This window comes from Brevundimonas sp. UBA7506 (genome assembly GCF_002479495.1).
Taxonomy (GTDB): Bacteria; Pseudomonadota; Alphaproteobacteria; order Caulobacterales; family Caulobacteraceae; genus Brevundimonas.
Genome location: NZ_DLNQ01000011.1, coordinates 721 through 20,398, shown reverse-complemented (window position 1 = coordinate 20,398; position 19,678 = coordinate 721). Strand labels below are relative to the sequence as shown.

At 67.6% G+C, this 19,678-nt stretch carries 26 protein-coding genes; 10 read left to right on the top strand and 16 right to left on the bottom strand.

Translation table 11 applies throughout. The annotated features are described in order from the left end of the window. Nucleotide 1: 1 nt before the first annotated feature. Nucleotides 2-508 carry a 5-(carboxyamino)imidazole ribonucleotide mutase gene (gene purE, locus B3K53_RS10885; protein WP_292084304.1) on the bottom strand — a complete coding sequence of 169 codons (507 nt, stop codon included), beginning with the start codon at nucleotides 506-508 and terminating at the stop codon, nucleotides 2-4. Between the two features lie 135 nt (nucleotides 509-643). Between purE and B3K53_RS10880 the strand changes: the two genes are divergently transcribed. Then, complete coding sequence (locus B3K53_RS10880) at nucleotides 644-1,210, top strand: GGDEF domain-containing protein (protein ID WP_292084502.1); 567 nt, start codon at nucleotides 644-646, stop codon at nucleotides 1,208-1,210. A gap of 12 nt (nucleotides 1,211-1,222) precedes the next feature. On the opposite strand, the gene B3K53_RS10875 is transcribed toward B3K53_RS10880, so the two are convergent. The 3 genes from B3K53_RS10875 to B3K53_RS10865 are packed head-to-tail and all read right to left on the bottom strand — an operon-like array spanning nucleotide 1,223 to nucleotide 2,568. Beyond that, complete coding sequence (locus B3K53_RS10875; protein WP_292084303.1) at nucleotides 1,223-1,447, bottom strand: YdcH family protein; 225 nt, start codon at nucleotides 1,445-1,447, stop codon at nucleotides 1,223-1,225. Between the two features lie 39 nt (nucleotides 1,448-1,486). Next, a complete protein-coding gene (locus tag B3K53_RS10870) occupies nucleotides 1,487-1,954 on the bottom strand; it encodes a TIGR02444 family protein (protein ID WP_292084302.1) in 468 nt (155 codons plus the stop codon). Continuing rightward, nucleotides 1,951-2,568 carry a UbiX family flavin prenyltransferase gene (locus tag B3K53_RS10865; protein WP_292084301.1) on the bottom strand — a complete coding sequence of 206 codons (618 nt, stop codon included), beginning with the start codon at nucleotides 2,566-2,568 and terminating at the stop codon, nucleotides 1,951-1,953. The genes B3K53_RS10870 and B3K53_RS10865 overlap by 4 nt, the downstream gene beginning before the upstream one ends. A gap of 115 nt (nucleotides 2,569-2,683) precedes the next feature. Between B3K53_RS10865 and B3K53_RS10860 the strand changes: the two genes are divergently transcribed. Then, on the top strand, nucleotides 2,684-2,857 hold the full coding sequence (locus B3K53_RS10860) for a YdcH family protein (protein WP_292084299.1): 174 nt from the start codon (nucleotides 2,684-2,686) through the stop codon (nucleotides 2,855-2,857). A 70-nt stretch (nucleotides 2,858-2,927) separates the two neighbouring features. Here the strand turns inward: B3K53_RS10860 and B3K53_RS10855 are convergent, their stop codons facing one another. Continuing rightward, the gene (locus tag B3K53_RS10855; protein ID WP_312063353.1) at nucleotides 2,928-3,596 is read right to left on the bottom strand and encodes a DUF1013 domain-containing protein; all 669 of its coding nucleotides are present in this window, start codon (nucleotides 3,594-3,596) and stop codon (nucleotides 2,928-2,930) included. Between the two features lie 217 nt (nucleotides 3,597-3,813). On the opposite strand from B3K53_RS10855, the gene B3K53_RS10850 reads away from it, so the two are divergent. Continuing rightward, a complete protein-coding gene (locus tag B3K53_RS10850) occupies nucleotides 3,814-4,446 on the top strand; it encodes a beta/gamma crystallin-related protein (RefSeq protein ID WP_292084298.1) in 633 nt (210 codons plus the stop codon). Nucleotides 4,447-4,492: 46 nt separating this feature from the next. Here the strand turns inward: B3K53_RS10850 and B3K53_RS10845 are convergent, their stop codons facing one another. After that, nucleotides 4,493-5,464: an NAD(P)H-quinone oxidoreductase gene (locus B3K53_RS10845; RefSeq protein WP_292084501.1), complete on the bottom strand. Its 972-nt coding sequence runs from the start codon at nucleotides 5,462-5,464 to the stop codon at nucleotides 4,493-4,495. A 79-nt stretch (nucleotides 5,465-5,543) separates the two neighbouring features. Between B3K53_RS10845 and B3K53_RS10840 the strand changes: the two genes are divergently transcribed. Together B3K53_RS10840 and B3K53_RS10835 are read left to right on the top strand one after the other, a co-directional pair. Beyond that, nucleotides 5,544-5,747: a DUF1192 domain-containing protein gene (locus B3K53_RS10840; RefSeq protein WP_292084295.1), complete on the top strand. Its 204-nt coding sequence runs from the start codon at nucleotides 5,544-5,546 to the stop codon at nucleotides 5,745-5,747. Nucleotides 5,748-5,850: 103 nt separating this feature from the next. Further along, entirely contained in the window at nucleotides 5,851-6,378 is a 528-nt protein-coding gene (locus B3K53_RS10835) for a DUF1465 family protein (protein ID WP_390183116.1), read from the top strand. Nucleotides 6,379-6,404: 26 nt separating this feature from the next. On the opposite strand, the gene B3K53_RS10830 is transcribed toward B3K53_RS10835, so the two are convergent. Further along, the gene (locus B3K53_RS10830; protein ID WP_292084294.1) at nucleotides 6,405-7,961 is read right to left on the bottom strand and encodes a L,D-transpeptidase family protein; all 1,557 of its coding nucleotides are present in this window, start codon (nucleotides 7,959-7,961) and stop codon (nucleotides 6,405-6,407) included. Between the two features lie 150 nt (nucleotides 7,962-8,111). Then, nucleotides 8,112-8,336, bottom strand: coding sequence for a 50S ribosomal protein L31 (gene rpmE, locus B3K53_RS10825; protein ID WP_292084293.1), 225 nt, complete (start codon nucleotides 8,334-8,336; stop codon nucleotides 8,112-8,114). Between the two features lie 133 nt (nucleotides 8,337-8,469). Between rpmE and B3K53_RS10820 the strand changes: the two genes are divergently transcribed. After that, a complete protein-coding gene (locus tag B3K53_RS10820) occupies nucleotides 8,470-10,323 on the top strand; it encodes an ABC transporter transmembrane domain-containing protein (protein WP_292084292.1) in 1,854 nt (617 codons plus the stop codon). Between the two features lie 3 nt (nucleotides 10,324-10,326). On the opposite strand, the gene B3K53_RS10815 is transcribed toward B3K53_RS10820, so the two are convergent. The 6 genes from B3K53_RS10815 to B3K53_RS10790 all read right to left on the bottom strand — a co-directional run bounded on the left by B3K53_RS10815 (nucleotide 10,327) and on the right by B3K53_RS10790 (nucleotide 14,540). Then, complete coding sequence (locus B3K53_RS10815; RefSeq protein ID WP_409515784.1) at nucleotides 10,327-11,361, bottom strand: glycerophosphodiester phosphodiesterase; 1,035 nt, start codon at nucleotides 11,359-11,361, stop codon at nucleotides 10,327-10,329. A 194-nt stretch (nucleotides 11,362-11,555) separates the two neighbouring features. Then, on the bottom strand, nucleotides 11,556-12,362 hold the full coding sequence (locus tag B3K53_RS10810) for an inositol monophosphatase family protein (protein ID WP_292084289.1): 807 nt from the start codon (nucleotides 12,360-12,362) through the stop codon (nucleotides 11,556-11,558). Between the two features lie 135 nt (nucleotides 12,363-12,497). Further along, nucleotides 12,498-13,064, bottom strand: a complete 567-nt coding sequence (gene efp / locus B3K53_RS10805) for an elongation factor P (RefSeq protein WP_292084287.1) — start codon at nucleotides 13,062-13,064, stop codon at nucleotides 12,498-12,500. Nucleotides 13,065-13,190: 126 nt separating this feature from the next. Continuing rightward, on the bottom strand, nucleotides 13,191-13,742 hold the full coding sequence (locus tag B3K53_RS10800; protein ID WP_292084285.1) for a TspO protein: 552 nt from the start codon (nucleotides 13,740-13,742) through the stop codon (nucleotides 13,191-13,193). Nucleotides 13,743-13,797: 55 nt separating this feature from the next. After that, nucleotides 13,798-14,043, bottom strand: a complete 246-nt coding sequence (locus tag B3K53_RS10795) for a helix-turn-helix domain-containing protein (RefSeq protein WP_292084284.1) — start codon at nucleotides 14,041-14,043, stop codon at nucleotides 13,798-13,800. After that, on the bottom strand, nucleotides 14,043-14,540 hold the full coding sequence (locus B3K53_RS10790) for a DUF2975 domain-containing protein (protein WP_292084283.1): 498 nt from the start codon (nucleotides 14,538-14,540) through the stop codon (nucleotides 14,043-14,045). Before B3K53_RS10790 ends, B3K53_RS10795 begins: the two co-directional genes overlap by 1 nt. A gap of 86 nt (nucleotides 14,541-14,626) precedes the next feature. On the opposite strand from B3K53_RS10790, the gene B3K53_RS10785 reads away from it, so the two are divergent. Then, nucleotides 14,627-15,562: an ABC transporter ATP-binding protein gene (locus tag B3K53_RS10785; protein WP_292084282.1), complete on the top strand. Its 936-nt coding sequence runs from the start codon at nucleotides 14,627-14,629 to the stop codon at nucleotides 15,560-15,562. After that, the gene (locus tag B3K53_RS10780; protein ID WP_292084281.1) at nucleotides 15,562-16,287 is read left to right on the top strand and encodes an ABC transporter permease; all 726 of its coding nucleotides are present in this window, start codon (nucleotides 15,562-15,564) and stop codon (nucleotides 16,285-16,287) included. Before B3K53_RS10785 ends, B3K53_RS10780 begins: the two co-directional genes overlap by 1 nt. Before the next feature lie 64 nt (nucleotides 16,288-16,351). Here the strand turns inward: B3K53_RS10780 and bfr are convergent, their stop codons facing one another. Both bfr and B3K53_RS10770 read right to left on the bottom strand, forming a co-directional pair. Further along, nucleotides 16,352-16,852, bottom strand: coding sequence for a bacterioferritin (bfr, locus tag B3K53_RS10775; protein WP_105563101.1), 501 nt, complete (start codon nucleotides 16,850-16,852; stop codon nucleotides 16,352-16,354). Between the two features lie 169 nt (nucleotides 16,853-17,021). Continuing rightward, nucleotides 17,022-17,207, bottom strand: a complete 186-nt coding sequence (locus tag B3K53_RS10770; RefSeq protein WP_105563100.1) for a (2Fe-2S)-binding protein — start codon at nucleotides 17,205-17,207, stop codon at nucleotides 17,022-17,024. Between the two features lie 121 nt (nucleotides 17,208-17,328). Between B3K53_RS10770 and thiE the strand changes: the two genes are divergently transcribed. Then, nucleotides 17,329-17,988 (top strand): thiamine phosphate synthase, encoded by a 660-nt coding sequence (gene thiE, locus B3K53_RS10765; RefSeq protein WP_292084280.1) that lies wholly within the window; start codon nucleotides 17,329-17,331, stop codon nucleotides 17,986-17,988. 68 nt (nucleotides 17,989-18,056) lie between these two features. Beyond that, nucleotides 18,057-19,678, top strand: a 1,622-nt coding sequence (locus tag B3K53_RS10760; RefSeq protein ID WP_292084279.1) for a sensor histidine kinase, incomplete at its 3' end; no start/stop codon positions are given.

The window sequence follows — 19,678 nt, the reverse complement described above, 5'->3', positions numbered from 1 at the left end:
GTCAGTCCTCGACGGTTTCGGCGACGGAATCGGTCTGGGCGGCGCGGAAGGCGCTCAGACGTTCGGCAAGGTCGGGGTCCGACAGGGCCAGGATCTGCGCCGCCAGAATGCCGGCGTTGGCGGCGCCCGCCTCGCCGATGGCCAGGGTGGCGACCGGTACGCCGCCGGGCATCTGGACGATGGAGAGCAGGCTGTCCATGCCCTTCAGGGCCTTGGACTGGACCGGCACGCCCAGGACGGGCAGGTCGGTCATCGAGGCGGCCATGCCGGGCAGGTGGGCCGCGCCGCCGGCGCCGGCGATGATGACCTTGTGGCCCTTGGCCTTGGCGCTCGTCGCGAAGTCATAGAGGCGCTGCGGTGTGCGGTGGGCGCTGACGACCTGGGCTTCCCAGGTCACGCCCAGCTGATCCAGGCGTTCGGCGGCCAGCTTCATCGTCGGCCAGTCGGACCGGCTGCCCATGATGATGGCGACTTCTGGAGTCGAAACGGGCGGCGTCGAGGCGGTCATGCGAAGGCTCCCCACACGGAAAGCGGCCCGTTACAGCACGCGCGTTGCGCCCGCAACCAAGGTCGTTAGAATCATCATCGTCGCGAGGGCCTGAGTCGCCCGCGATTCGCGATACCGGAGCCTGACTTGACCGACGTGGCCGAACCGACTGCAGGCATTGATCTGCACGCCGAGATCGAACGGCTGCGCGCCGAAGTCGCCGCCCTGACCGTTCGCGCCGAGACGGCCGAAGCCTTGGCGGACCACGACGTTCTGACACGGGCGCTCAACCGGCGCGGCTTCATGACGGTGCTGAACCGCAGCATGGCCTATTGCCGCCGCCATGAGGTCGAGGCGGCGCTGCTCTATCTGGATATGGACGGCTTCAAGGGCGTCAACGACGGCCTGGGTCATGCGGCGGGCGACGCCGCCCTTATGGCCGTGGCGGACCTGCTGCTGGCCAATGTGCGCGAGTCCGATGCGGTCGGGCGTCTGGGCGGCGACGAGTTCGCCCTGCTGCTGATGAATGCCGGCGCGGACGAGGGGCGCGAAAAGGCGAAGCGTCTGGCGAGCGCGCTGGAAACCGAAGGCTTCGTCTGGGAAGGCGCGACCGTCGCTCTGGGCGGTTCATTCGGCGTTCGCGCCTATGCGGGGCAGACCGATCCTGAGGCCTGGCTGTCGGAAGCCGACGCCGCCATGTGGTTGCGGAAGAAGGCCCGCTGAGCCTTTGCGGGCCTAGGCGATGATGTCGGGCAGGATGCGATCTTCGATCTTCACGATCTCGTCGCGCAGAGCCAGCTTCTTGCGTTTGAGGCGAGCGATCCGCAGCTGATCGGGGATCGGCATGTGGCCGAGCGCCTCGATCGAGGCGTCGAGGTCGGCATGCTCCTGCAGAAGCGCCTTCAGCTGATCGCGAAGCTGCTGGTCCTCGTCGGACAGGAAAGGTTGGTCGTCGTTCATGGCTCGCCCCGGAAGCCCCCTCTTATAACTGACCGGCGGTCAGGCGGGAAGGCGATCCGCCAGCGTCGTCAACGCGGGACGCGGCACGACTCGGGCCCACAGTTTCGCGGTCTCGGCCAGGCCGTCGAGGGCGCGGCGTGGGGCGCCCGACGGGGCGGGCGCCAAGGCTTCAAGCTCCAGCATCAGGCGGCGTTCGGCGTCCAGCTCCAACGCCTTGACCTGTTGGCGCAGGGCCTCGCGGTGCTCATTGTCGACGTCGGGGATGGGCGCCTTCAGCGTCCGCCGCAAGGCGCGCAGCGGGGCGACGACGACGGTGTCATAGGCGCGGGCGGCGTCGCAGGCGGCCTCGATCGTCTCCTCGTCCGGGCGGCGGCCGGTGACGGCGACCCAGGCGGCCCAGAGCATCAGCGGCACGTTCTGCTCGTTGTGGTCCTGCAGACTCAGGCAGACCTCGGCCACGCCGGGGGCGTCATAGGCCGCGACGGCCCATGTCCAGAGGTCGCTCATGCCTGGGTTCCGGCGTTGAGCCCTTCCCAGCGTCGCACCGAGGCCCAGTCCAGACCGAACAGGTCCAGCGCCCTTCCGACCGATTGATCGACCATCTCGGCGATGCTGGCGGGTTTGGCGTAGAAGGCGGGCAAGGGCGGCGCGATGGTCGCGCCCATCTCGGTCAGCGCCGTCATGGTGCGCAGGTGGCCCAGATGCAGCGGCGTCTCACGCACCATCAGGACCAGGGGGCGGCGCTCCTTCAACACGACGTCGGCGGCGCGGGTCAGCAGGGTCGAGGTCACGCCGGTGGCGATTTCGCTCATGGTCCGCACCGAACAGGGCGCGACGATCATGCCCATGGTGCGGAAGGAGCCCGAGGCGATGGCGGCGCCGACGTCGGCCAGCTTGTAGGTCACGTCCGCCTTCGACATCAGGTCGTCGGGGCTCAGATCCGTCTCCTGCGACAATGTGAGCAAGGCGGCCTTCGTAACCACCAGATGGCTCTCCACGCCCAGTTCACGCAGGGCGTCCAGCACCCGCGCGCCATGGATGACGCCGGAAGCGCCAGAGATTCCAACGACCAACCGCGAAGGCTTCGGGTTCCGTATGGTCGAGTTCACATCATCGGCCATTTTGACTTCCACAGTCTCCGTGTTCGGAGCGACGAGGGGTCACCGCAATGTGATTCCACAGGCCGTCGTTCCGGGCGCTCAGTGTAGTGGTCCCTTAGACATGGAGGCGCAAGCCATGACCATCGAGGCTCGTATTCGCGAACTGGGAAATCGGCACAGGACGCTGGATGAGACCATTCAGCAGGAGACGCGCCGGCCCACCGCGGACCCGACACACCTCAGGGAACTCAAGCAGCGAAAGCTCAGGTTGAAGGAAGAGATCACTAGTCTGGAGGCCAGGACCCACTAGGCCTCCCCATGAAAAGAGAACGGCCCCGAAGATCGCTCTTCGGGGCCGTTTCCATTTCAGGTCGGAACGATCAGTCGTCGTTGCGGCCGAAGACCGATTCTGCGGTCGGCTCGGCGCCGGGGCGCACGCGCTCCTCGGGGACGAACTCGGGCTCTTCCGGCTCTGCTTCGATGGCTTGCAGCACGCCTCCGCCGGACTTGGCGTCGTCCTTGGCCTTCTTGTCGGCGGCCTTCTTGACGATTTCGTCCAGTTGCAGCTGGCCGACCAGGCCCAGGGTCACAGGGTCGACCGGCTTGATGTTGGCCGAGTTCCAGTGAGTGCGGTTGCGCACGGTCTCGATGGTCGACTTGGTGGTGCCCAGCAGCTTGGCGATCTGGGCGTCGGTCACTTCCGGGTGGTTGCGCACGAACCAGGCGATGGCGTCGGGGCGGTCCTGACGACGCGACACAGGCGTGTACTTCGGACCGGTCTTGGACGGCTTCAACAGTTCGGCGTGGCGGCTGACCACAGCCTTCATGCGGTAGTCGGGGTTGGCCTGGGCCTTTTCCAGCTCCTCACGCGTCAGCTGGCCGTTGACGATGGGGTCGGCGCCGCGAATATCGCGGGCCACGTCGCCGTCGGCAATGCCGCGCACTTCCAGCGGGTGCAGACCGCAGAAGTCCGCGATCTGCTCGAAGGAGAGCGAGGTGTTGTCCACCAGCCAGACCGCGGTGGCCTTGGGCATCAGGATGTCGGTCATGGGGCGTGCGTCCCGGCTTTGCGGCCCGAAAATCGGGCGTTTGAATCGACGGCGCCCGACCTTTCGGCCGGGCGCTGAGGCCTTCTGTATAGGCCCATTTTCGGCAAAAGAAAACGTTGTCCGAACTGCCCGTACAGCAAAGGTTCATGGAGGGTGTTGAACAGTCTCGCTTGTGGCGCGTTGGTGCGCTGAGGGATTTCAGGGAAGGACAGCTCTCATGAGACAGTTCGCGATTATCGCCGCCGGCGCAGTCATGGCCTTCGGCGGCGCCGTCACCGTGCCGTCCGGTCCGGCCGAGGCTCAGGCGCAGGCGCGCGGCGCCCCGCGCGGCAGCTACACCCAGTCGTGCACGGGCTCCTACGTCAATCAGGGGCGCCTCTATGCCGATTGTCGCGACACGCGCGGCCGGATGCGCGAGACCTCGATCGAACTGGCCCGCTGCTCCAGCAGCGACATCGGCAACGATAACGGCCTGCTGGTCTGCTACAATCACCGGGGCGACTATGAGGACAATGGTCGGCCCGGCGGCGGCAACGGCGGCTGGCCGGGCGGCCCGGGCGGCGGCAACGGCGGCGGTTGGGGCAACACCTCCATCACCGTCTATCGCGACGCCAATTATCGCGGCCAGTCGATGACCTTCCGCGAGGAGATCCCGAACCTGCGCAACAGCGGCCTGAACGACGCCATCAGCTCGATGCGTCTGAGCCGCGGCAGCTGGGAAGTCTGCGAGGACGCCAACTATCGCGGCCGCTGCCAGATCATCAGCAGCGACGTGCGCGATCTGGGGCGCTCTGGCCTGAACGACCGGATTTCATCGCTGCGGCCGGCCCGTCGCGGCGGCAACTGGTAAGGACGATGAAACGGGAGGCTTCGGCCTCCCGTTTTTTCTTGGACTGTCAGACGGTCAGAACGATCTTGCCGACATGGTCGCCGGCCTCCAGTCGCTGATGGGCGGCGGCGGCTTGATCCAGAGGGAAGGTCGCCTGAACCTGGGCTTGCACGGCGCCGGACGCGATCCATGGCCAGACCGTCTGCTCGACAGCGGCGGTCAGGCGCGCCTTTTCATCGGCGGGGCGGCTGCGCAGCGTCGATCCGGTCAGGACGATCCGTTTCAGCATGACCCGCATCAGGTCGATCTGGGCCAGGGCGCCGGTCAGGGTGGCGATGACCACCCAGCGTCCGCCGGGCTTGAGCGCATTCAGGTTCAGCTCGGCGTAGTCCGCGCCGACCATGTCCAGCACGACATCGGCGCCGCCTGCTGCCTTGACGGCGTCCAGCAGGTCGCCGTTCGTGGCGTCCAGGCTGACGTCGGCGCCCAGGGCGCGGGCCGCCTCGGCCTTGGCGGCGCCGCGCGAGGTGGCGATGACGCGGGCCCCTGCCGCCTTCGCCATCTGGATGGCCATGACGCCGATGCCGCTGGTGGCGCCGTGGATCAACAGGGTCTCGCCGGCCTTCAGCCCCCCGCCCTCGAAGACGTTGGCGAAGACGGTGAAGGCGGTTTCGGGCAGGGCGGCCGCCTGGATGAAGTCCAGGCCGTCGGGAACAGGCAGGACGTGACGGGCGTCGACCACGGCGCAGTCAGCGTAACCACCTCCACCCAGCAGGGCGCAGACCCGGTCGCCGACGCGCCAGCGGGTCACGCCGTCGCCGACTGCATCGACCTCGCCCGCGACTTCGAGGCCCAGAATGTCCGAGGCCCCGGGCGGCGCCGGGTAGAGGCCGTTGCGTTGAACAATATCGGGCCGATTGACGCCCGCGGCGCGCACGTGAATGCGAATCTCGCCGGGAGCGGGCTCCGGCAAGGGGCGTTCGGCCAGACGCAGGGCCTCGGCGGGGCCCTTTCCGCCTTCGATCTCGATGACCCGCATGATGCCTCCGCCGCTTGCAATCCTAGTCATTGGGGCGTTTTCATACGGGTTCGTGCGGTCGCTGACCACGGAGGCGATGATGTCGTTCGAAGATCTGGAGCCGCGGCCCCGAGCCGGCGAGGCGCTGAAGGCCCTGGGACGGGAAGACCTGGACCTATACGCCGTCGACGATCTGCACGAGCGGATCGCCGCGCTGGAGGCCGAGATCGCGCGTTCGAAAGCCGCCATCGACGGCAAGTCCTCCAAGCGCAGCGCCGCTGACGCCCTGTTCAATTTCCGCTGATCAGCCTCTCCCGCGCTTTCGTAATCCGTGGCATGACGTTTGCAGTTCCAGTCCGTGCGGAGTCGTTCTGACCCGCGAGTTTGACGGACGCGCGTGACGTTTCATGGGTAGGATCGAGTTGACCGCCATCGACGCTGACATGGTCGGATTGCGTTCGCGCAGCGCTGAGGTGCTGGATTTCGCGCGGTCGGAGCTGTTTGATCGGACCTTCCGTGAGGGCATGGAGCTGGTCGAAGAGACCGCCGCCTATCTGGACGGCGACGGGCGTCAGGATTCGCGGCTGCTGTCGCGCGCCGCCGCCCTGGCCTATGCGGGCGAAAGCATGAAGCTGACCACGCGGCTGATGCAGATCGCGTCCTGGCTGCTGGTCCAGCGGGCGGTGCGCGAGGAGGACATGACCGCCGCCGCAGCCTGCGAGCCGCGCTATCGTCTGGCCGATCGCAAGGTCGAGAGCGAGCCCAGCCATCGCGAGCTGCCCATCGCTCTGATCGAATACGCCGTGCGCGCCGAGAAGCTGTACGACCGCGTCCTGCATCTGGACCAGCGGATGTATCTGGGCGGCGACGAGGAGCAGCCGGTCAATCCGGTGCAGAGCCAGCTGGATCGCCTGCAGGCGGCTTTCGGGGGCTAGGCCCCCGATCCCCGGACAAGCGAGGCCTAAGGGCCGACGTCGTTGGCGTCGCTGGGGCCGTCGGCGATGACACGCGGCAGGTTGACCGCAATGCCCAGGGCCTGGGCCAGTTTTTCATCCCGGCGATAGACGTCCTCGCGGAAGGCGACGCGGCCCTGTCCGTCAACGAAGGCGGTCCAGTAGAGCAGGCGCACGGCGATCTCGCGGCCGGTCGTCACGCGTTTGGTCTCGCGGCTGTCCTGGGCCGCGTCGAAGTCGGCCAGCTTGGCCGGGTCGGGCTGCAGCAGCAGGCGGGCGAACTCGACCGCGTTCTGCACCCGCACGCAGCCGTGGCTGCGCTGACGCACCGACAGGTTGAAGGCGCCCTTGGACGGGGTGTCGTGCAGAAAGATGGCGTAGCTGTCGCGCAGTTCGAACTTCACATAGCCCAGCGACGACTGCGGGCCGGCGCGCTGCACCACCCAGCCGTCGGCGTTTATGTACATGTCGTGGGCGGCCAGATAGCCGGGGCCATTGGGCAGGATTTCGCGGCGGGCGATGCCCATGGGCACGGTCCACGGCGGATTGGCCACGACCGAGGCGAAGGGCTTCTCGAGACTGGGCGTCTGGTTTTCCGTCGAGCCGACCACGACGCGGTTGGAGTGAACCGGCTTGCCGTCCTTCCAGTAGACCATGATGGCCGCGGCGGTGTTGACCTCGATCCGCTCGGGATTCAGTTCGCGCTTCAGCCAACGGCGGCGCTCAAGGTTCAATGCGATCTGGCGGGCGCGGTCCTCGGCCGTGGCGCCGAGCGAGCGCTGGGTGCCGGGACCGATGCGGCCGTCCGCGCCGAGGCCGTGGCGGGTCTGGAAGCTGCGGACCGCCTGCTGCAGTTCGGTCCCGTAGGCCAGATTGCCTTTCAGGCGTTCGCCGGCGGCGGCGCTGAGGTCGCCCTCGGCCACCAGACGGGCGATCAAGGCCGGAATCCGGTTGTCGCTGGCGCCCGGCTCGATCGTGCCGCCCTGGCGGAACGCGGGCCAGCCGCCGGCGCGCGTGATGCGGCGATAGCGGGCGTAACCGGCCGACAGGTTGGTGTAGCCGATGTCGGTCGGAGCCAGGTTGTCAAACCACTGGGCCAGACGATTGGCGCTGACCGCCTGGGTCAGGCCAGTCGGGATGTCGACGCTGTTCTTCTGCATCTCCCACAGGTCCTCGACCGTCTCGGGACGGACGCGGCCCTCGGCCAGGACACGGGCATAGGCCACGGCGGCGGCGGTGGTGCGAATCTCGGCCGAGGCGGGATCGGCGGCCAGACCGACGAAGTCGAAGAAGTCTCCGGCGGGCAGGGCGTGGCGCTCGGCGCCGGCTGCGACCTCGCGCAGGATGCGCAGGCGGTCGGCGGTCCAGATCGGCTTGCCGCCGGTCAGCTGATAGATCGCGCGCACGTCGGCCTGAACAGCCTCGGGCAGGCGGGCGGCCTGGGCGTCGAAGCCGGCGATGAAGACCTGGGGATCGACCGGTCGGCTCTGCGCCAGTGCGGAGGTGGTCGCGCCAAGGGTCAGGGTCGTCGTCGCGACGCCAAAGCCCAATTCCCGTCGATTCATTCTAACGCTCTTAGTCCGGTCCGGCGCCAGACCCGTCGCCTGCGCCCCGAAGGATCGAACGCCCCCATGTTATCGACGTTCCGGGCAAACAAAAAGCGCCGGCCCATCGGACCGGCGCTTCTGTGGCGACTATGTCGCAGGCCGTAAGGCTTACTTCTTGATGAAGCCGCCGAACTTGTTGTTGAAGCGCGAAACGCGGCCGCCGCGGTCGAGCATCTGGGCGTTGCCGCCGGTCCAGGCGGGGTGGGTCGACGGATCGATGTCGAGGGCCAGCGTCGCGCCTTCCTTGCCGTAGGTCGAACGGGTCTGGAAGGTGCTGCCATCCGGCTTCACAACCGTGATGAAGTGGTAGTCGGGGTGCGTGTCCGCTTTCATGGGTCTGATCCGTCTCTGCGCTTCGACGATGCCGACCGTCAGTGCGCGTAAATAGAGAAACCCGCCGAGGCTAAACGGCGGGAATGAGCGGCGGCGTTTACACCGGGGGGCGTTCCGGGGCAAGAGCGCTGGCATGACCCAAGTTTCCTCGCCTTCCGCTTCGCCTGACGCCGCCGCCCGGGGACGTCCCGGCGCCGGGGCCTTGCTGGCCGAGCAGATGGAGGAGGCGGGCGGCAAGCGCGCCAAGACCCGCAACATCAGGCCCCTGGCCCAGTTGCTGCCCTTCATGATGCGGCATCGGCTGAACGCGGCGATCGCGGGTCTGTGGCTGATCGGCTCGACCGTGGCTTCCCTGGCGCTGACGGCGACGGCGCGCGGGGCCATCGACAACGGCTTCGAGAACGGCGGCCGGGACATCAACACCTGGTTTCTGATTCTGGGCGCGAACGCCCTGATTCTGGGGCTGGCCACGGCCCTGCGCTATTTCTATGTCACCAAGACCGGCGAGCGGATCATCGCCGATCTGCGCACCGGTTTGTTCAAGCGCATCCTGACGCTGGACCCGGTCTTTTTCGCCCATATGCGTACCGGTGAAGTGCTGTCGCGCCTGACCACCGACATCCAGTTGGTCGACACCCTGCTGACCACATCCGTCAGCTACGCCCTGCGAAACTTCCTGACGTTGATCGGCGGGGTGATTCTTCTGTTCTTCGTAAGCCCCAAGCTGACCGGTCTGGTGCTGCTGATTGTGCCGGTGCTGATCGTGCCGCTGTTCATCTTCGGACGTCAGGTGCGCAAGCTGACGGTCAAGTCCCAGGACACCTTCGCGGGGGCGGTCGGGTTCGCCGGCGAGAGCGTGGACGCCATCGAGACGGTGCAAGCCTTCGGTCGTGAAAAGAGCGCCATCGCCCGCTTTGGCGCGGCGGTGGAGGAGGCGTTCGGCGTCTCCCTGATCCGTATGCGGGCGCGTGCCGTCATGACCGCCATGATCATCGTCGTCATGTTTGGCGGCGTGACTCTGGTGCTGTGGCTGGGGGCGCAGGACGTGCTCGCCGGAAACATGACGCCGGGCGCCCTGCTGCAGTTCGTCCTCCTGTCGGTCTTCTCGGCCGCCGCCGTGGGCGCGCTCGGCGAAAGCTGGGGCGACGTGCAGAAGGCCGCCGGGGCCATGGAGCGGATCGACGAGCTGATGCGCGCCGTGCCCGCCATCGCCCCGCCGGCCAACCCCGTGGCCCTGCCGCAGCCGCCGTTGGGCGAGGTGTCGATGTCGGCGGTGGACTTCGCCTATCCGGGCCGCCCCGACCTGCCGGCGCTGAAGGGCTTCAGCCTGACCGTGCGTCCGGGCGAGACCGTGGCCCTGGTCGGGCCGTCTGGCGCGGGTAAGTCCACCGTCTTCCGCCTGCTGCTGCGCTTCTATGATCCGCAGTCGGGTCTGGTCTCGGTGGACGGCGTGGATGTGCGCGCCGCCGATCCGGTTGCGGTGCGAGAGCGCTTTGCCTGGGTGTCGCAGGAGGCGCCCCTGTTCTCGGGTTCGGCGCTGGAGAACATCCGTTTCGGTCGCGAGGACGCGACCCTGGCCGAGGCTCGCGCCGTGGCCGACGAGGCCCAGGCCCTGGGCTTCATCGAGGCTCTGCCTCAAGCCTTCGACACCCCGCTGGGCGAGCGCGGCAAGAGCCTGTCGGGCGGTCAGCGGCAACGTCTGGCCATCGCGCGGGCGCTTGTGCGTGAAGCCCCGATCCTGCTGCTGGACGAGGCCACCAGCGCGCTGGACGCCGAGAACGAGCGTCTGGTGCAGGCGGCGCTGGATCAGGCTATGGAGGCGCGCACCACCCTGGTCATCGCCCACCGGCTGGCCACGGTCCTGCGGGCCGACCGCATCGTCGTCATGGACGGCGGCAAGGTGGTCGAAGAAGGCACCCACGCCGAACTGACGGCGCGCGGCGGCCTCTATGCGCGTCTGGCGCAGCTGCAGTTCCAGGGGACGTAAGCTCTAGCGCGCAGCGACCGCCGCGCCTGGAAAGTCGCTGAACACGGCGTCGACGCCGAGGGCGTAGAAGGTCTTGAGGTAGGCGTTCAGGTCGCCGTGGTTGGCGGGGGCGTCGCCGTGGCGGTGCTCCAGCGGGAGGAAGGCGTTCTCGGCGCGGAAGGTCCAGACCACGACCTTGAGCCCCGCGGCGTGGGCGTCGGCGACCAGAGGCGCGGCGGGCAGGCTGCGGCCTGCGGCGTCGCGCGGCAGGATCATCCCGCTCTCGACCCCGATGGCGTCGGCATAGGCGGCGACGGCGCGCAGGCCCTCAGGCGTGCTCATGGCGGCGTAGCTCAGGTCGGGACGGTCGGCGGGGCCGCCCGCCACGCTCATCAGTTGCAGCAGGGGGGCCTCGATGCGGGCCTTGAGCCTTTGCAGCGGGCCGACCTCGAAGCACTGGATCAGGAGGGGCGCGTCGGCCCCGGTCAGGTCGTGGCGCTGCAGGGCGGCGACGAAGGCGTCCTCCATCGGCAGGCCAATGCTGGCGAAATAGGAGGGGTGTTTCAGTTCCGGCGCCACGCCGATGACGCGGCCGGTGCGGGCGGTCTCCGCGCGGGCGAGGGCCACGACCTCGTCAAAGGTCAGGAGGAGCTCCTGACCGTCCCAGGCGGTGTTGGCGGGGCGCAGCAGGGGCAGGCGCTCGCGGGCGCGCAGGGTTTTCAGTTCCGCCAGGGTGAAGTCTTCGGTGAACCAGCCAGTGGTCTGGACGCCGTCGATGACCTTGGTCGTGCGGCGGGCGGCGAACTCTGGCCGATCGGCCACGTCGGTGGCGCCCCCGATTTCGTTTTCATGGCGGACGACGAACTGGCCGTCGCGGGTCATGACCAGATCGGGTTCGATGACATCCGCGCCCTGTTCGACCGCCAGGCGATAGGCCGCGGCCGTGTGCTCGGGCCGTTCGCCGGAAGCGCCGCGATGGGCGATGACTTGAGGGGCGGGCGCAGACATGGCCGGGGTTCCGCTGAGGAGGAGGGCGGCGGTCAGGATGAAGCGGATCATGCCTTGAGGGTAGGGGCGTGACGTGACGCGCGTGTGATTTCTCCCTCCCCTTCATGGGGAGGGTGGTCGCCGCGAAGCGGTGATCGGTTGGGGAGGGCCAGGCAAGCAAAAGGCGGCGGGTCAATGACCGCGCCGCCCCCACCCGACCTCGCCTGACGGCTCGGCCACCCTCCCCATGAAGGGGAGGGAGATTTTTAAGCCGCTTGCAGAATCTTGCGCAGCTGCGGCTGCAGTTCCGGGTTGGCGGCGACGATCTGCTTGCCGTTCTTCGGGTCGCCGTCGATGTCGATGGTGGTGACCAGGCCGCCGGCTTCGGTGACGAACAGGATGCCCGCCGCCACGTCCCACGGTTGCAGGTTACGCTCGAAGAAGGCGTCGTAGCGGCCCGCGGCGACCCAGGCGAAGTCCAGCGAGGCGGCGCCCAGGCGACGGATGCCGGCGACGCGCTGGCCGACGGCATGGATGTCCTTGATCGACTGGGCGTGGCCCGATTTGCCGATGAAGGGCAGGCCGGTCGAGATCAGGCTTTCCGACAGGTCGCGGCGGCCCGAGACGCGGATGCGCTGGTCGTTCAGGTAGCAGCCCTTGCCCTTTTCGGCCCAGAACAGCTCGTTCATCACCGGGTTGTAGGTGACGCCGGCGACGATTTCGGACGAGCCGTCGGGGTGCTTGCGCTCCAGGCCCACCGTGATGGCGAAGTGGGGCATGGCGTGCATGAAGTTGGTGGTGCCGTCGATCGGGTCGACGATCCAGGTGTGCGACTTGTCGGTGCCTTCGATCAGGCCGCGTTCCTCGCCGAGGAAGCCGTAGCCGGGGCGGGCCTTCATCAGCAGTTCAAAGAGGGTGTCCTCGGCCTTCAGGTCGGCGGCCGTGACGAAATCGCCGGGCCCTTTGCGCGAAACCTGAAGTTGGGCGACTTCGCCGAAATCGCGAAGCATGGGGCGGGCGGTCTTGCGCACGGCGCCGATGATGACCTGAACGAGAGCAGAGGCGAGGGCCATGGGGTTCTCCTGGTCCGGCTGTCCTTGAAGGCCCTGTCGGCCCGGAGAGACGGAGAAGCAAAAGGGGCGCGGACCATCCGCGCCCCTGTAGATATGTCTTAAGCGCCCGACCTTGGCCGGGAAAGACGGTCTTTGTTAGTCCGCGCGGCGGACGTATTCGCCGGTCGTGGTGTCGACGATGATGCGCTCGCCGGCCGACATGTAGGGCGGGATCATGATGCGCACGCCGTTGTTGGCGATGGCGGGCTTGTAGGAGGACGAGGCGGTCTGGCCCTTCACGGTGGGCTCGGTCTCGGCGACTTCCAGCGTGACCTGTTCCGGCAGCTCCAGGCCGATCGGACGGTCTTCATGCATCTCGATGACGACCTTCATGCCCTCTTGCAGATAGGGGATGCGTTCGTCGCCGACCCAGTCCTTTTGCAGTTCGATCTGCTCGTAGGTGGCGTCGTCCATGAAGACGAGGCTGTCGCCGTTGTCGAACAGGTAGGAGAAGTCCTTCTGTTCCAGGGTGACGCGCTCGACCTTGTCTTCCGAACGGAAGCGTTCGTTCAGCTTGTTGCCGGTCTCGAGGTTCTTGGCCTCGACGTTGGCGAAGGCGCCGCCTTTGCCGGGCTTGACGTGGCTGGCCTTGGTGACGACCCAGAGGCCGCCGTTGTGCTGCAGGACCATGCCGGGCTTGATGGTGTTGCCGTTGATTTTCATAGAAACCGCTGGATGTGAGGGCAGGGGGCGGCCCGGCCGCTTCACAGGCGGGCGCGCGAAATCGCGGCGAGCCGTAGAGGAACAGTGGAAAAAGGGCAATGGGGGCGCTGATCGCCGGCCTGCGGATCAGTGAACGGTCGGCCTGTCGCGAAGCCGAGCCTCGGCGCGATTGGCCAGGCGCACGCCCATGCCGGTGGGCGAGGCCAGCTTGCCGGCTCCGGGGTCCAGTTTGCGCGCCTCGTGGGCGAAGGCGGCGGCCAGACCGGCCGAGGACATGGCCGCCAGGACCTGGGTCGTCAGGCGTGTCGGCCGCACGGCCAGCCAGACGGCGCTGACCGTCTGGGCAGCGAGCCAGAGGGCCATGGCGCTGCGCCGCTCGGGGCGGGCCGGGGCGTTCCACACCCGCACGGCTGACAGGGTGGTGGCCGAGAACATGGCCGGCAGGATCAGGCTGATCGGGCCGCGCGGTCGTTCGGTGATCGGGGCGTCGCCGCCCAGCGGCTGCAGCGCTCGGCGCGGCTGGGGGCGGATCAGCTTTGAAGCTGCGGTCGTGGCCGCCAGGGCGAAGCCGGCGGTCAGGGCCAGGCCCAGTCCGACATGAGCCCAGCTGCGCCCCTCGGCGTTGAGAAGGCCGGAGGCCTGATCGCGGGCGGTGTCGAGGGCGTTTTCGATGGACATGGCGGCTCCTGCAAAGGGTCAGGAAATCAAGTCGCCCGCCCTCTAGGCGGTTCCGTCAGTCCGCCTCATCGCCGCCGGGCGGCTCTAGGTCGGCCGGGTCCAAATCGTAGTCCAGCAGGTCGCCGGGGCGGCAACCCAGGGCGGCGCATAGCCGGGCCAGGGTGCGAAAGCGGATTCCCTTCACCTTGCCGGAGCGAAACAGGGACAACTGGGTCTCGCTGAGCCCGACCTGAGCGGCCAGGTCGCGGGCCTTGATGCCCTTGGCGACGATCAGGGCGTCGAGGGTGACGCGAACCGCCATCAGATCATCTCGTCCAGTTCGGCCTGAACGGCCCCCGCCTGATCCACGACGCGGCCCAGCAGGAAAAGGGCGCCGCCGATCATGCCCAGGGTCATGCCCGCCACGTCGAAATGCAGATAGCCGCCCTGGGTGGAGCCGATCAGGCGCAGCAGGTTGGTGACGACGAAGACGCTGATCACGCCGCCGAAGCCGAGGGCCAGGCCGACCCGACGCAGGGTCGCAGCCAGGGTCGGCTGTATCAGTCGTCCCTTGGCCAGCTGCCCCATGCCGCCGCCGATCGACCAGACGCCGAACAGATAGCAGAGCGCCGGGGTGATCCAGATCAGCGAGGCGGCGACGGCGCGTCCGCTGACCAGGGTCGGAGCGCGCGCCCACAGGACGATCGGAGCGATCAGGTTGGCCGCGACCAACAGCAGCCCCACGCTGGCCACCATGAAGACCGCCAGCCAGCGGTACTGGCCGCACAGGCGGCGAAAGCGGTCGAGGTCTCGGGTCATGGCGGGTTCCGATTCTGACGTTTCTTTAATCTTGACTTAAAGATTGCGCCTTCGCAACTTTATCTAAGAGTTAAATGGAGGCGGCGATGGCCGGAATGGTGGAGACGGAGGGGCTGTCGCGGCGCTTCGGCGCGCGACCGGCGGTGGATGCGGTGTCGATGACGGTGCCGGATCAGGCGGTCTATGGCTTCCTGGGGCGTAATGGCGCGGGCAAGACGACGACGCTGAAGATGCTGCTGGGTCTGATCCGGCCGACGGCCGGGGCGGCGCGGATCGGCGGCGTCGACGTGGCGCGCGACCGCATCGGCGCGGCGCGCAAGGTCGGGGCCTTGCTGGAGGCGCACGGCTTCTACGGCAACCTGACCGGGCGCGAGAACCTGGATCTCAGCCGCCGTTTGATGGGCCTGCCGACCTCGGAGATCGACCGGGTGCTGGGCGTGGTCGAGATGCGCGCCGATGCGGGGCGGCGGGTCGCAGGCTATTCTCTGGGGATGCGGCAGAGGCTGGGTCTGGCGCGGGCCATGCTGGGCGCGCCGCCGGTTCTGGTGCTGGACGAGCCGACCAACGGCCTGGACCCGGACGGCATCGCCGAGATGCGCCGCTTTCTGCGTGACCTGCCCGCCCGGACCGGAGCGACGGTGCTGCTTTCCAGCCACCTGCTGGGCGAGATCGAGCAGATCGCCACCCATGTGGGCGTGATCCATCAGGGGCGATTGGTTCTGGAGGGCGAACTGGCGGCGCTGAAGGCGGCCGAGGCGCCGGAAATCCATCTGCGCGTGGACGACCGCATTCGGGCGGCGGCGTTGCTGGCCCGGCACGATCTGGACGTGACGGAGGTCGCCGAGGGCCTGACGGCGCGATTGCGCGCGGGCCAGGACCACGACGCCGTGACGGCGCGCCTGAACCGGAGCCTCGTCGAGCAGGGCGTCGCCGTCTTCGCCATCGGCGCGCGCCCCCATTCGCTGGAGACCCTCTATCGCCAGGTCACCGAAAACGCCCACCCCCTGCCGGAGGCCGCGTAATGCTGTCCGTTCTGTCTGTCGAGGTTCACAAGCTAAACCGTTCGCTGGCCCTGCTGCTGGCCGTCGCCGCGCCCAGCCTGATCGCCGTCTTCGGCTTCTTCATGGCCCTGCGCGCCAAGGCGTCCGCGCCATGGGAGATGTGGATGATGAGCGGCTCGGCCATCTGGGCCTACTTCATGATGCCGATGAGCGTGACGGCCCTGACCGCCCTGGTCGCGCACATGGAGCATGGGCCGAAGTCCTGGGACCACCTGCGCGCCCTGCCGACCCCGCGCTGGAGCCTCTACGCGGCCAAGGCCATCTGCGTGATCGGCCTGGTCCTGCTGATGAGTGCGGGCGTGCTGGGGCTGACGGCGGCCTCGGTGTCGCTGGCGGCGTTGATCAAGCCCGCCGTGGCGCCGACGGGGGCGTTTGAACTGGCGAGCTACGCCAGGATGCTGGGGCTGATGGCGGTGGCGGGCACCTTGATGATCGCCATACAGTTCTGGGTCGCCATGCGGTTCGCCAGCTTCGTGCCGGCCCTGATCGTGGGCATCGGCGGCACCTTCTTCGCCGTCGTCGCAACCTCAGCCAAGCAGGGCGTCTTCATGCCCTGGCAGATGCCGGTCAATATCCTGGCCGGCGAGGCTTGGCGGATGCAGACGGCGCTGGCGCTGGGCGGGGGGCTGGGCCTGATCGTCCTGATCCTGGCCGTGATCCACCTAGCGCGGCGCGAGGTGCTGTAGCCCAAGCAAAAGGGGCGGCCGACGAATGGCCGCCCCTCTAATGTTCCGACCGCGGCTTGGGCGGTCAGTTGCCGGTGGCGGCGCCGTCGGTCTTGATCTCGCTCATGGCGGACTGAAGGTAGTTCTGGGCGCCCAGCAGTTCGATCAGCTTGTGCTGGTTTTCCAGGAAGTCGACGTGCTCTTCGGTGTCGGCCAGGATCTTCATCAGCAGGTCGCGGCTGACGTAGTCGCGGGCTTCCTCGCACTGGGTGACGGCGTCGCGCGTGGTGGCGCGGCTGTCGATCTCCAACTTCAGGTCGGCGCCCAGGCATTCGATCGGATCCTCGCCGACCTTCAGCTTGTGCAGGTCCTGCAGATTGGGCAGGCCGTCGAGGAAGAGGATGCGCTTGATCAGCATGTCGGCGTGCTTCATCTCGCCGATCGATTCTTCGTAGATGACGTTGCCGAGGTGGCTGAGGCCCCAGCTTTCGAACATGCGGGCGTGCAGGAAGTACTGGTTGACCGCCGTCAGCTCGTTGGTCAGCACCGCGTTGAGGGTGCGGATGATCGCCGGATCGCCCTTCATGGTCGTCGTCCTCTTGATGCGGCGGCGCTGGACGACGTCGTCATGACGCCGCGGCTCTGAACACCGCCCGTGACGACTTTCATAGCACGGCTTGATGGCCGTGGATCATTTGCGAGTTCTTATCACTGCATTGATAATGCGAGTGAAATCGACTTTCAGAAGCGGGGTTCTATTCCGCCGCCAGGGCGAAGGCCGCCTGGGTGTCCTGGATCATCTGGCGCATTTCGCAGACGCACTTGGCGCATTGCGGAGCGCATTGATTGGACGCGAAAATATCCTTGGGACGGGTCGCGCCAGCCTCGATGGCCTGGGCGACGTCACGCTGGCGAAGGCCGTTACAGTTGCAGACGTACAAGGCGACAAGCCCCGAAGCAGTTACTGAGAATGGCTCGCTATAGCATTTATTAAGGCGAGTGCAAATCGTTCGCATGGGGTTGCGACATTGACGCCCGGCGCGGGGACGGGCAGGGCAGGGCATGGCTCGTCAACCCGCAACACCGCCCCGTCCGCCCTGTCAGCTGTATCTGATCACGCCCCCGGCCATCGCCGATCTGGAGGTCTTCGCCAGCCTGCTGGATCAGGCCTTGTCGGCGGGGCCGGTCGCGGCCCTGCAGATCCGGCTCAAGGACGCCTCGAACGATCAGATCACGGCTGCCGTGGCGCGGCTGGCGCCGATCGCCCGGGCGCACGATGTGGCCGTCATCCTGAACGATCGGCCTGATCTGGCCAAGGCGACGGGCTGCGACGGCGTTCACGTCGGTCAGGAAGACGCGCCGGTGGCCGAGGCGCGGCGCATCATGGGGCCGGACGCTATGATCGGGGCCACCTGTCACGACAGCCGCCATCTGGCGATGGAGGCGGCGGAAGCGGGCGCGGACTATGTGGCCTTCGGCGCCTTCTTCCCGACGGACACCAAGGCCACCACGCATCGGCCCGAGCTGATCGAGCTGACCATCTGGCAGGAGACCATGGAGACGCCCTGCGTCGCCATCGGCGGCATCACGGTTCAGAACGCGGCCCGGGTGGCCGCGGCGGGTGCGGACTTCGTGGCCGTCAGCGCCGGCGTCTGGAACCATCCCGAGGGACCGGCGGCGGCGGTTCGAGCGTTCAACGCCGTGCTCGCCAGCGCCTTCTGACTTCAGAGGATGTTTAGGAAAGGTCCGGCAGGATGGGGCGTTAGTCGCGTACTCTTCCGGACCCGATCATGACGATGAGCCGAGCGCTCGACAGGGCTGAACCCGTTCTCGACGCCGTATCCGCGGACGTCGGCGCCGTCATGTCTCCGCCCAATGCCGCCTTCTTCCGACAGCCTCTGGCGCCGATCCTGACGGCGGTCGGCGTGACCATTCTGGTCGTGTTGGCCATCAGCTTCGCCCGGACCAACGGCCTGGTCGCGGCCCTCTGGGGCGCAGGCGGTCTGGCGATGGCGGTCTGGCTGCGGGGCGGCCGGGGTCTGACCTATGACCTTGGGTTCGGCGTCCTGGTGGTGACGGGCGTGCTGGCAGGCGAGTTCCTGGTCGGCAACGGTCCGGCCCTGTCCATCATGTTCATGGCGATGAACCTGCTTGAGATTGTTCTGGCGGTGGTTCTCGCTCGACGTTTCGTGCCCGGCTTGAGCGTGAACTCCGTGGAGGGGCTGGCCCGGTTCCTGGCCATTTGCGCCGTCGCGCCCCTGCCTTCCGCCGTTCTGAGCGCGCTGGCGCTGGACGCCATGGTCGGCGCCGACATGATGGATGGATTCCGCATCTGGTGGTGCGGCCATGCGCTCGGTTTCGCCGTCATCGGCGCATTCGGATTGGCCCTTCAGCGGCGTCATCTTCTGATCGTTCGCCAGCCGGGGCGTCTGGTCGAAGGCGCGACTTTGCTGGGGCTGATCGGCTCGGCCTGCTATGCGATCTTTTCCCATCTGAGCCTGCCCTACGGCTTCTTGTTGATGCCGCTGCTGTTGATGATGGCCGTTAGGTTCCGCGTGTCCGGCATTGCGGCCGCCCTGGTGCTGGTGACGGTAATGGCCATCGGCGGGACCATGGCGGGCCATGGCCCCTATCATTCGTTTTCGGCCGAGAACCGGGCCTTGCTGGCGCAGCTTCTCGTGCTGCTGGGCTATATGCCGATCCTGATGGTCGCGGCGCTGCTGGAGGAACGCGATCGTCTGGCCGAACGGGCGCGGGCGGGGCGCGAACGGGCCGAGAGAGCCTCAGCGGCCAAGTCGCGGCTGCTGGCCAACGTCGCCCATGAGATCAAGAGCCCGGTCGGCGGCATCATCGGCATAGGCGAGCTCTGGGCCGGCGGCCAACTCGGCGCGACCTCGCCGGACCAGGTCGAGATGGCGCAGATGCTGGTCAAGACCGCCCGTCAGGTCGAGACTTTGGCGCATGATCTGCTGGACGTGGCGCGCGCCGAATCCGGGGCGGTCAAGGTCGAGCTGCGGCCGACCGACGTGGCGGGCCTGTTGGAGGACGTCCGACGCGCTCTGATCCTGAAGCCGGAGGCCAAGGGCCTTTCGATCGAAGTCCTGGTCGAGGGCGACGCCCTGATCGCCCAGGCGGACTCGCAGCGTCTGGCCCAGGTGATCGGAAATCTGGCCGGCAATGCGGTGAAGTATGGCGCGTCCGGCGGCCGGGTGCTGCTGAAGACGGCATGGGCCGACCATCGGGTGCGCATCGAGGTGATCGACTTCGGCCCGGGGCTGTCGCTCGAAAAGCAGGCCCAGTTGTTCGAACCCTTCAACCGTCTGGGACTGGAACGCTCGGCCATCGAAGGCCATGGCATCGGCCTGGCCCTGGCCAAGCGGCTGACCGAACTGCAGGGCGGCGAGATCGGCGT

What these genes read in the sequence shown, in the direction of transcription:
- B3K53_RS10845 (WP_292084501.1), bottom strand. Translation starts at nt 5,464, where the DNA reads ATGCGGGTCATCGAGATCGAAGGCGGAAAGGGCCCCGCCGAGGCCCTG.
- bfr (WP_105563101.1), bottom strand. Translation starts at nt 16,852, where the DNA reads ATGAAGGGCGATCCGGCGATCATCCGCACCCTCAACGCGGTGCTGACC.
- B3K53_RS10870 (WP_292084302.1), bottom strand. Translation starts at nt 1,954, where the DNA reads ATGAGCGACCTCTGGACATGGGCCGTCGCGGCCTATGACGCCCCCGGC.
- B3K53_RS10830 (WP_292084294.1), bottom strand. Translation starts at nt 7,961, where the DNA reads ATGAATCGACGGGAATTGGGCTTTGGCGTCGCGACGACGACCCTGACC.
- thiE (WP_292084280.1), top strand. Translation starts at nt 17,329, where the DNA reads ATGGCTCGTCAACCCGCAACACCGCCCCGTCCGCCCTGTCAGCTGTAT.
- efp (WP_292084287.1), bottom strand. Translation starts at nt 13,064, where the DNA reads ATGAAAATCAACGGCAACACCATCAAGCCCGGCATGGTCCTGCAGCAC.
- B3K53_RS10840 (WP_292084295.1), top strand. Translation starts at nt 5,544, where the DNA reads ATGTCGTTCGAAGATCTGGAGCCGCGGCCCCGAGCCGGCGAGGCGCTG.
- B3K53_RS10820 (WP_292084292.1), top strand. Translation starts at nt 8,470, where the DNA reads ATGACCCAAGTTTCCTCGCCTTCCGCTTCGCCTGACGCCGCCGCCCGG.
- B3K53_RS10780 (WP_292084281.1), top strand. Translation starts at nt 15,562, where the DNA reads ATGCTGTCCGTTCTGTCTGTCGAGGTTCACAAGCTAAACCGTTCGCTG.
- rpmE (WP_292084293.1), bottom strand. Translation starts at nt 8,336, where the DNA reads ATGAAAGCGGACACGCACCCCGACTACCACTTCATCACGGTTGTGAAG.
- B3K53_RS10815 (WP_409515784.1), bottom strand. Translation starts at nt 11,361, where the DNA reads ATGATCCGCTTCATCCTGACCGCCGCCCTCCTCCTCAGCGGAACCCCG.
- B3K53_RS10795 (WP_292084284.1), bottom strand. Translation starts at nt 14,043, where the DNA reads ATGGCGGTTCGCGTCACCCTCGACGCCCTGATCGTCGCCAAGGGCATC.
- B3K53_RS10865 (WP_292084301.1), bottom strand. Translation starts at nt 2,568, where the DNA reads ATGGCCGATGATGTGAACTCGACCATACGGAACCCGAAGCCTTCGCGG.
- B3K53_RS10860 (WP_292084299.1), top strand. Translation starts at nt 2,684, where the DNA reads ATGACCATCGAGGCTCGTATTCGCGAACTGGGAAATCGGCACAGGACG.
- B3K53_RS10810 (WP_292084289.1), bottom strand. Translation starts at nt 12,362, where the DNA reads ATGGCCCTCGCCTCTGCTCTCGTTCAGGTCATCATCGGCGCCGTGCGC.
- B3K53_RS10785 (WP_292084282.1), top strand. Translation starts at nt 14,627, where the DNA reads ATGGCCGGAATGGTGGAGACGGAGGGGCTGTCGCGGCGCTTCGGCGCG.
- purE (WP_292084304.1), bottom strand. Translation starts at nt 508, where the DNA reads ATGACCGCCTCGACGCCGCCCGTTTCGACTCCAGAAGTCGCCATCATC.
- B3K53_RS10850 (WP_292084298.1), top strand. Translation starts at nt 3,814, where the DNA reads ATGAGACAGTTCGCGATTATCGCCGCCGGCGCAGTCATGGCCTTCGGC.
- B3K53_RS10875 (WP_292084303.1), bottom strand. Translation starts at nt 1,447, where the DNA reads ATGAACGACGACCAACCTTTCCTGTCCGACGAGGACCAGCAGCTTCGC.
- B3K53_RS10790 (WP_292084283.1), bottom strand. Translation starts at nt 14,540, where the DNA reads ATGACCCGAGACCTCGACCGCTTTCGCCGCCTGTGCGGCCAGTACCGC.
- B3K53_RS10855 (WP_312063353.1), bottom strand. Translation starts at nt 3,596, where the DNA reads ATGACCGACATCCTGATGCCCAAGGCCACCGCGGTCTGGCTGGTGGAC.
- B3K53_RS10835 (WP_390183116.1), top strand. Translation starts at nt 5,851, where the DNA reads ATGGGTAGGATCGAGTTGACCGCCATCGACGCTGACATGGTCGGATTG.
- B3K53_RS10800 (WP_292084285.1), bottom strand. Translation starts at nt 13,742, where the DNA reads ATGTCCATCGAAAACGCCCTCGACACCGCCCGCGATCAGGCCTCCGGC.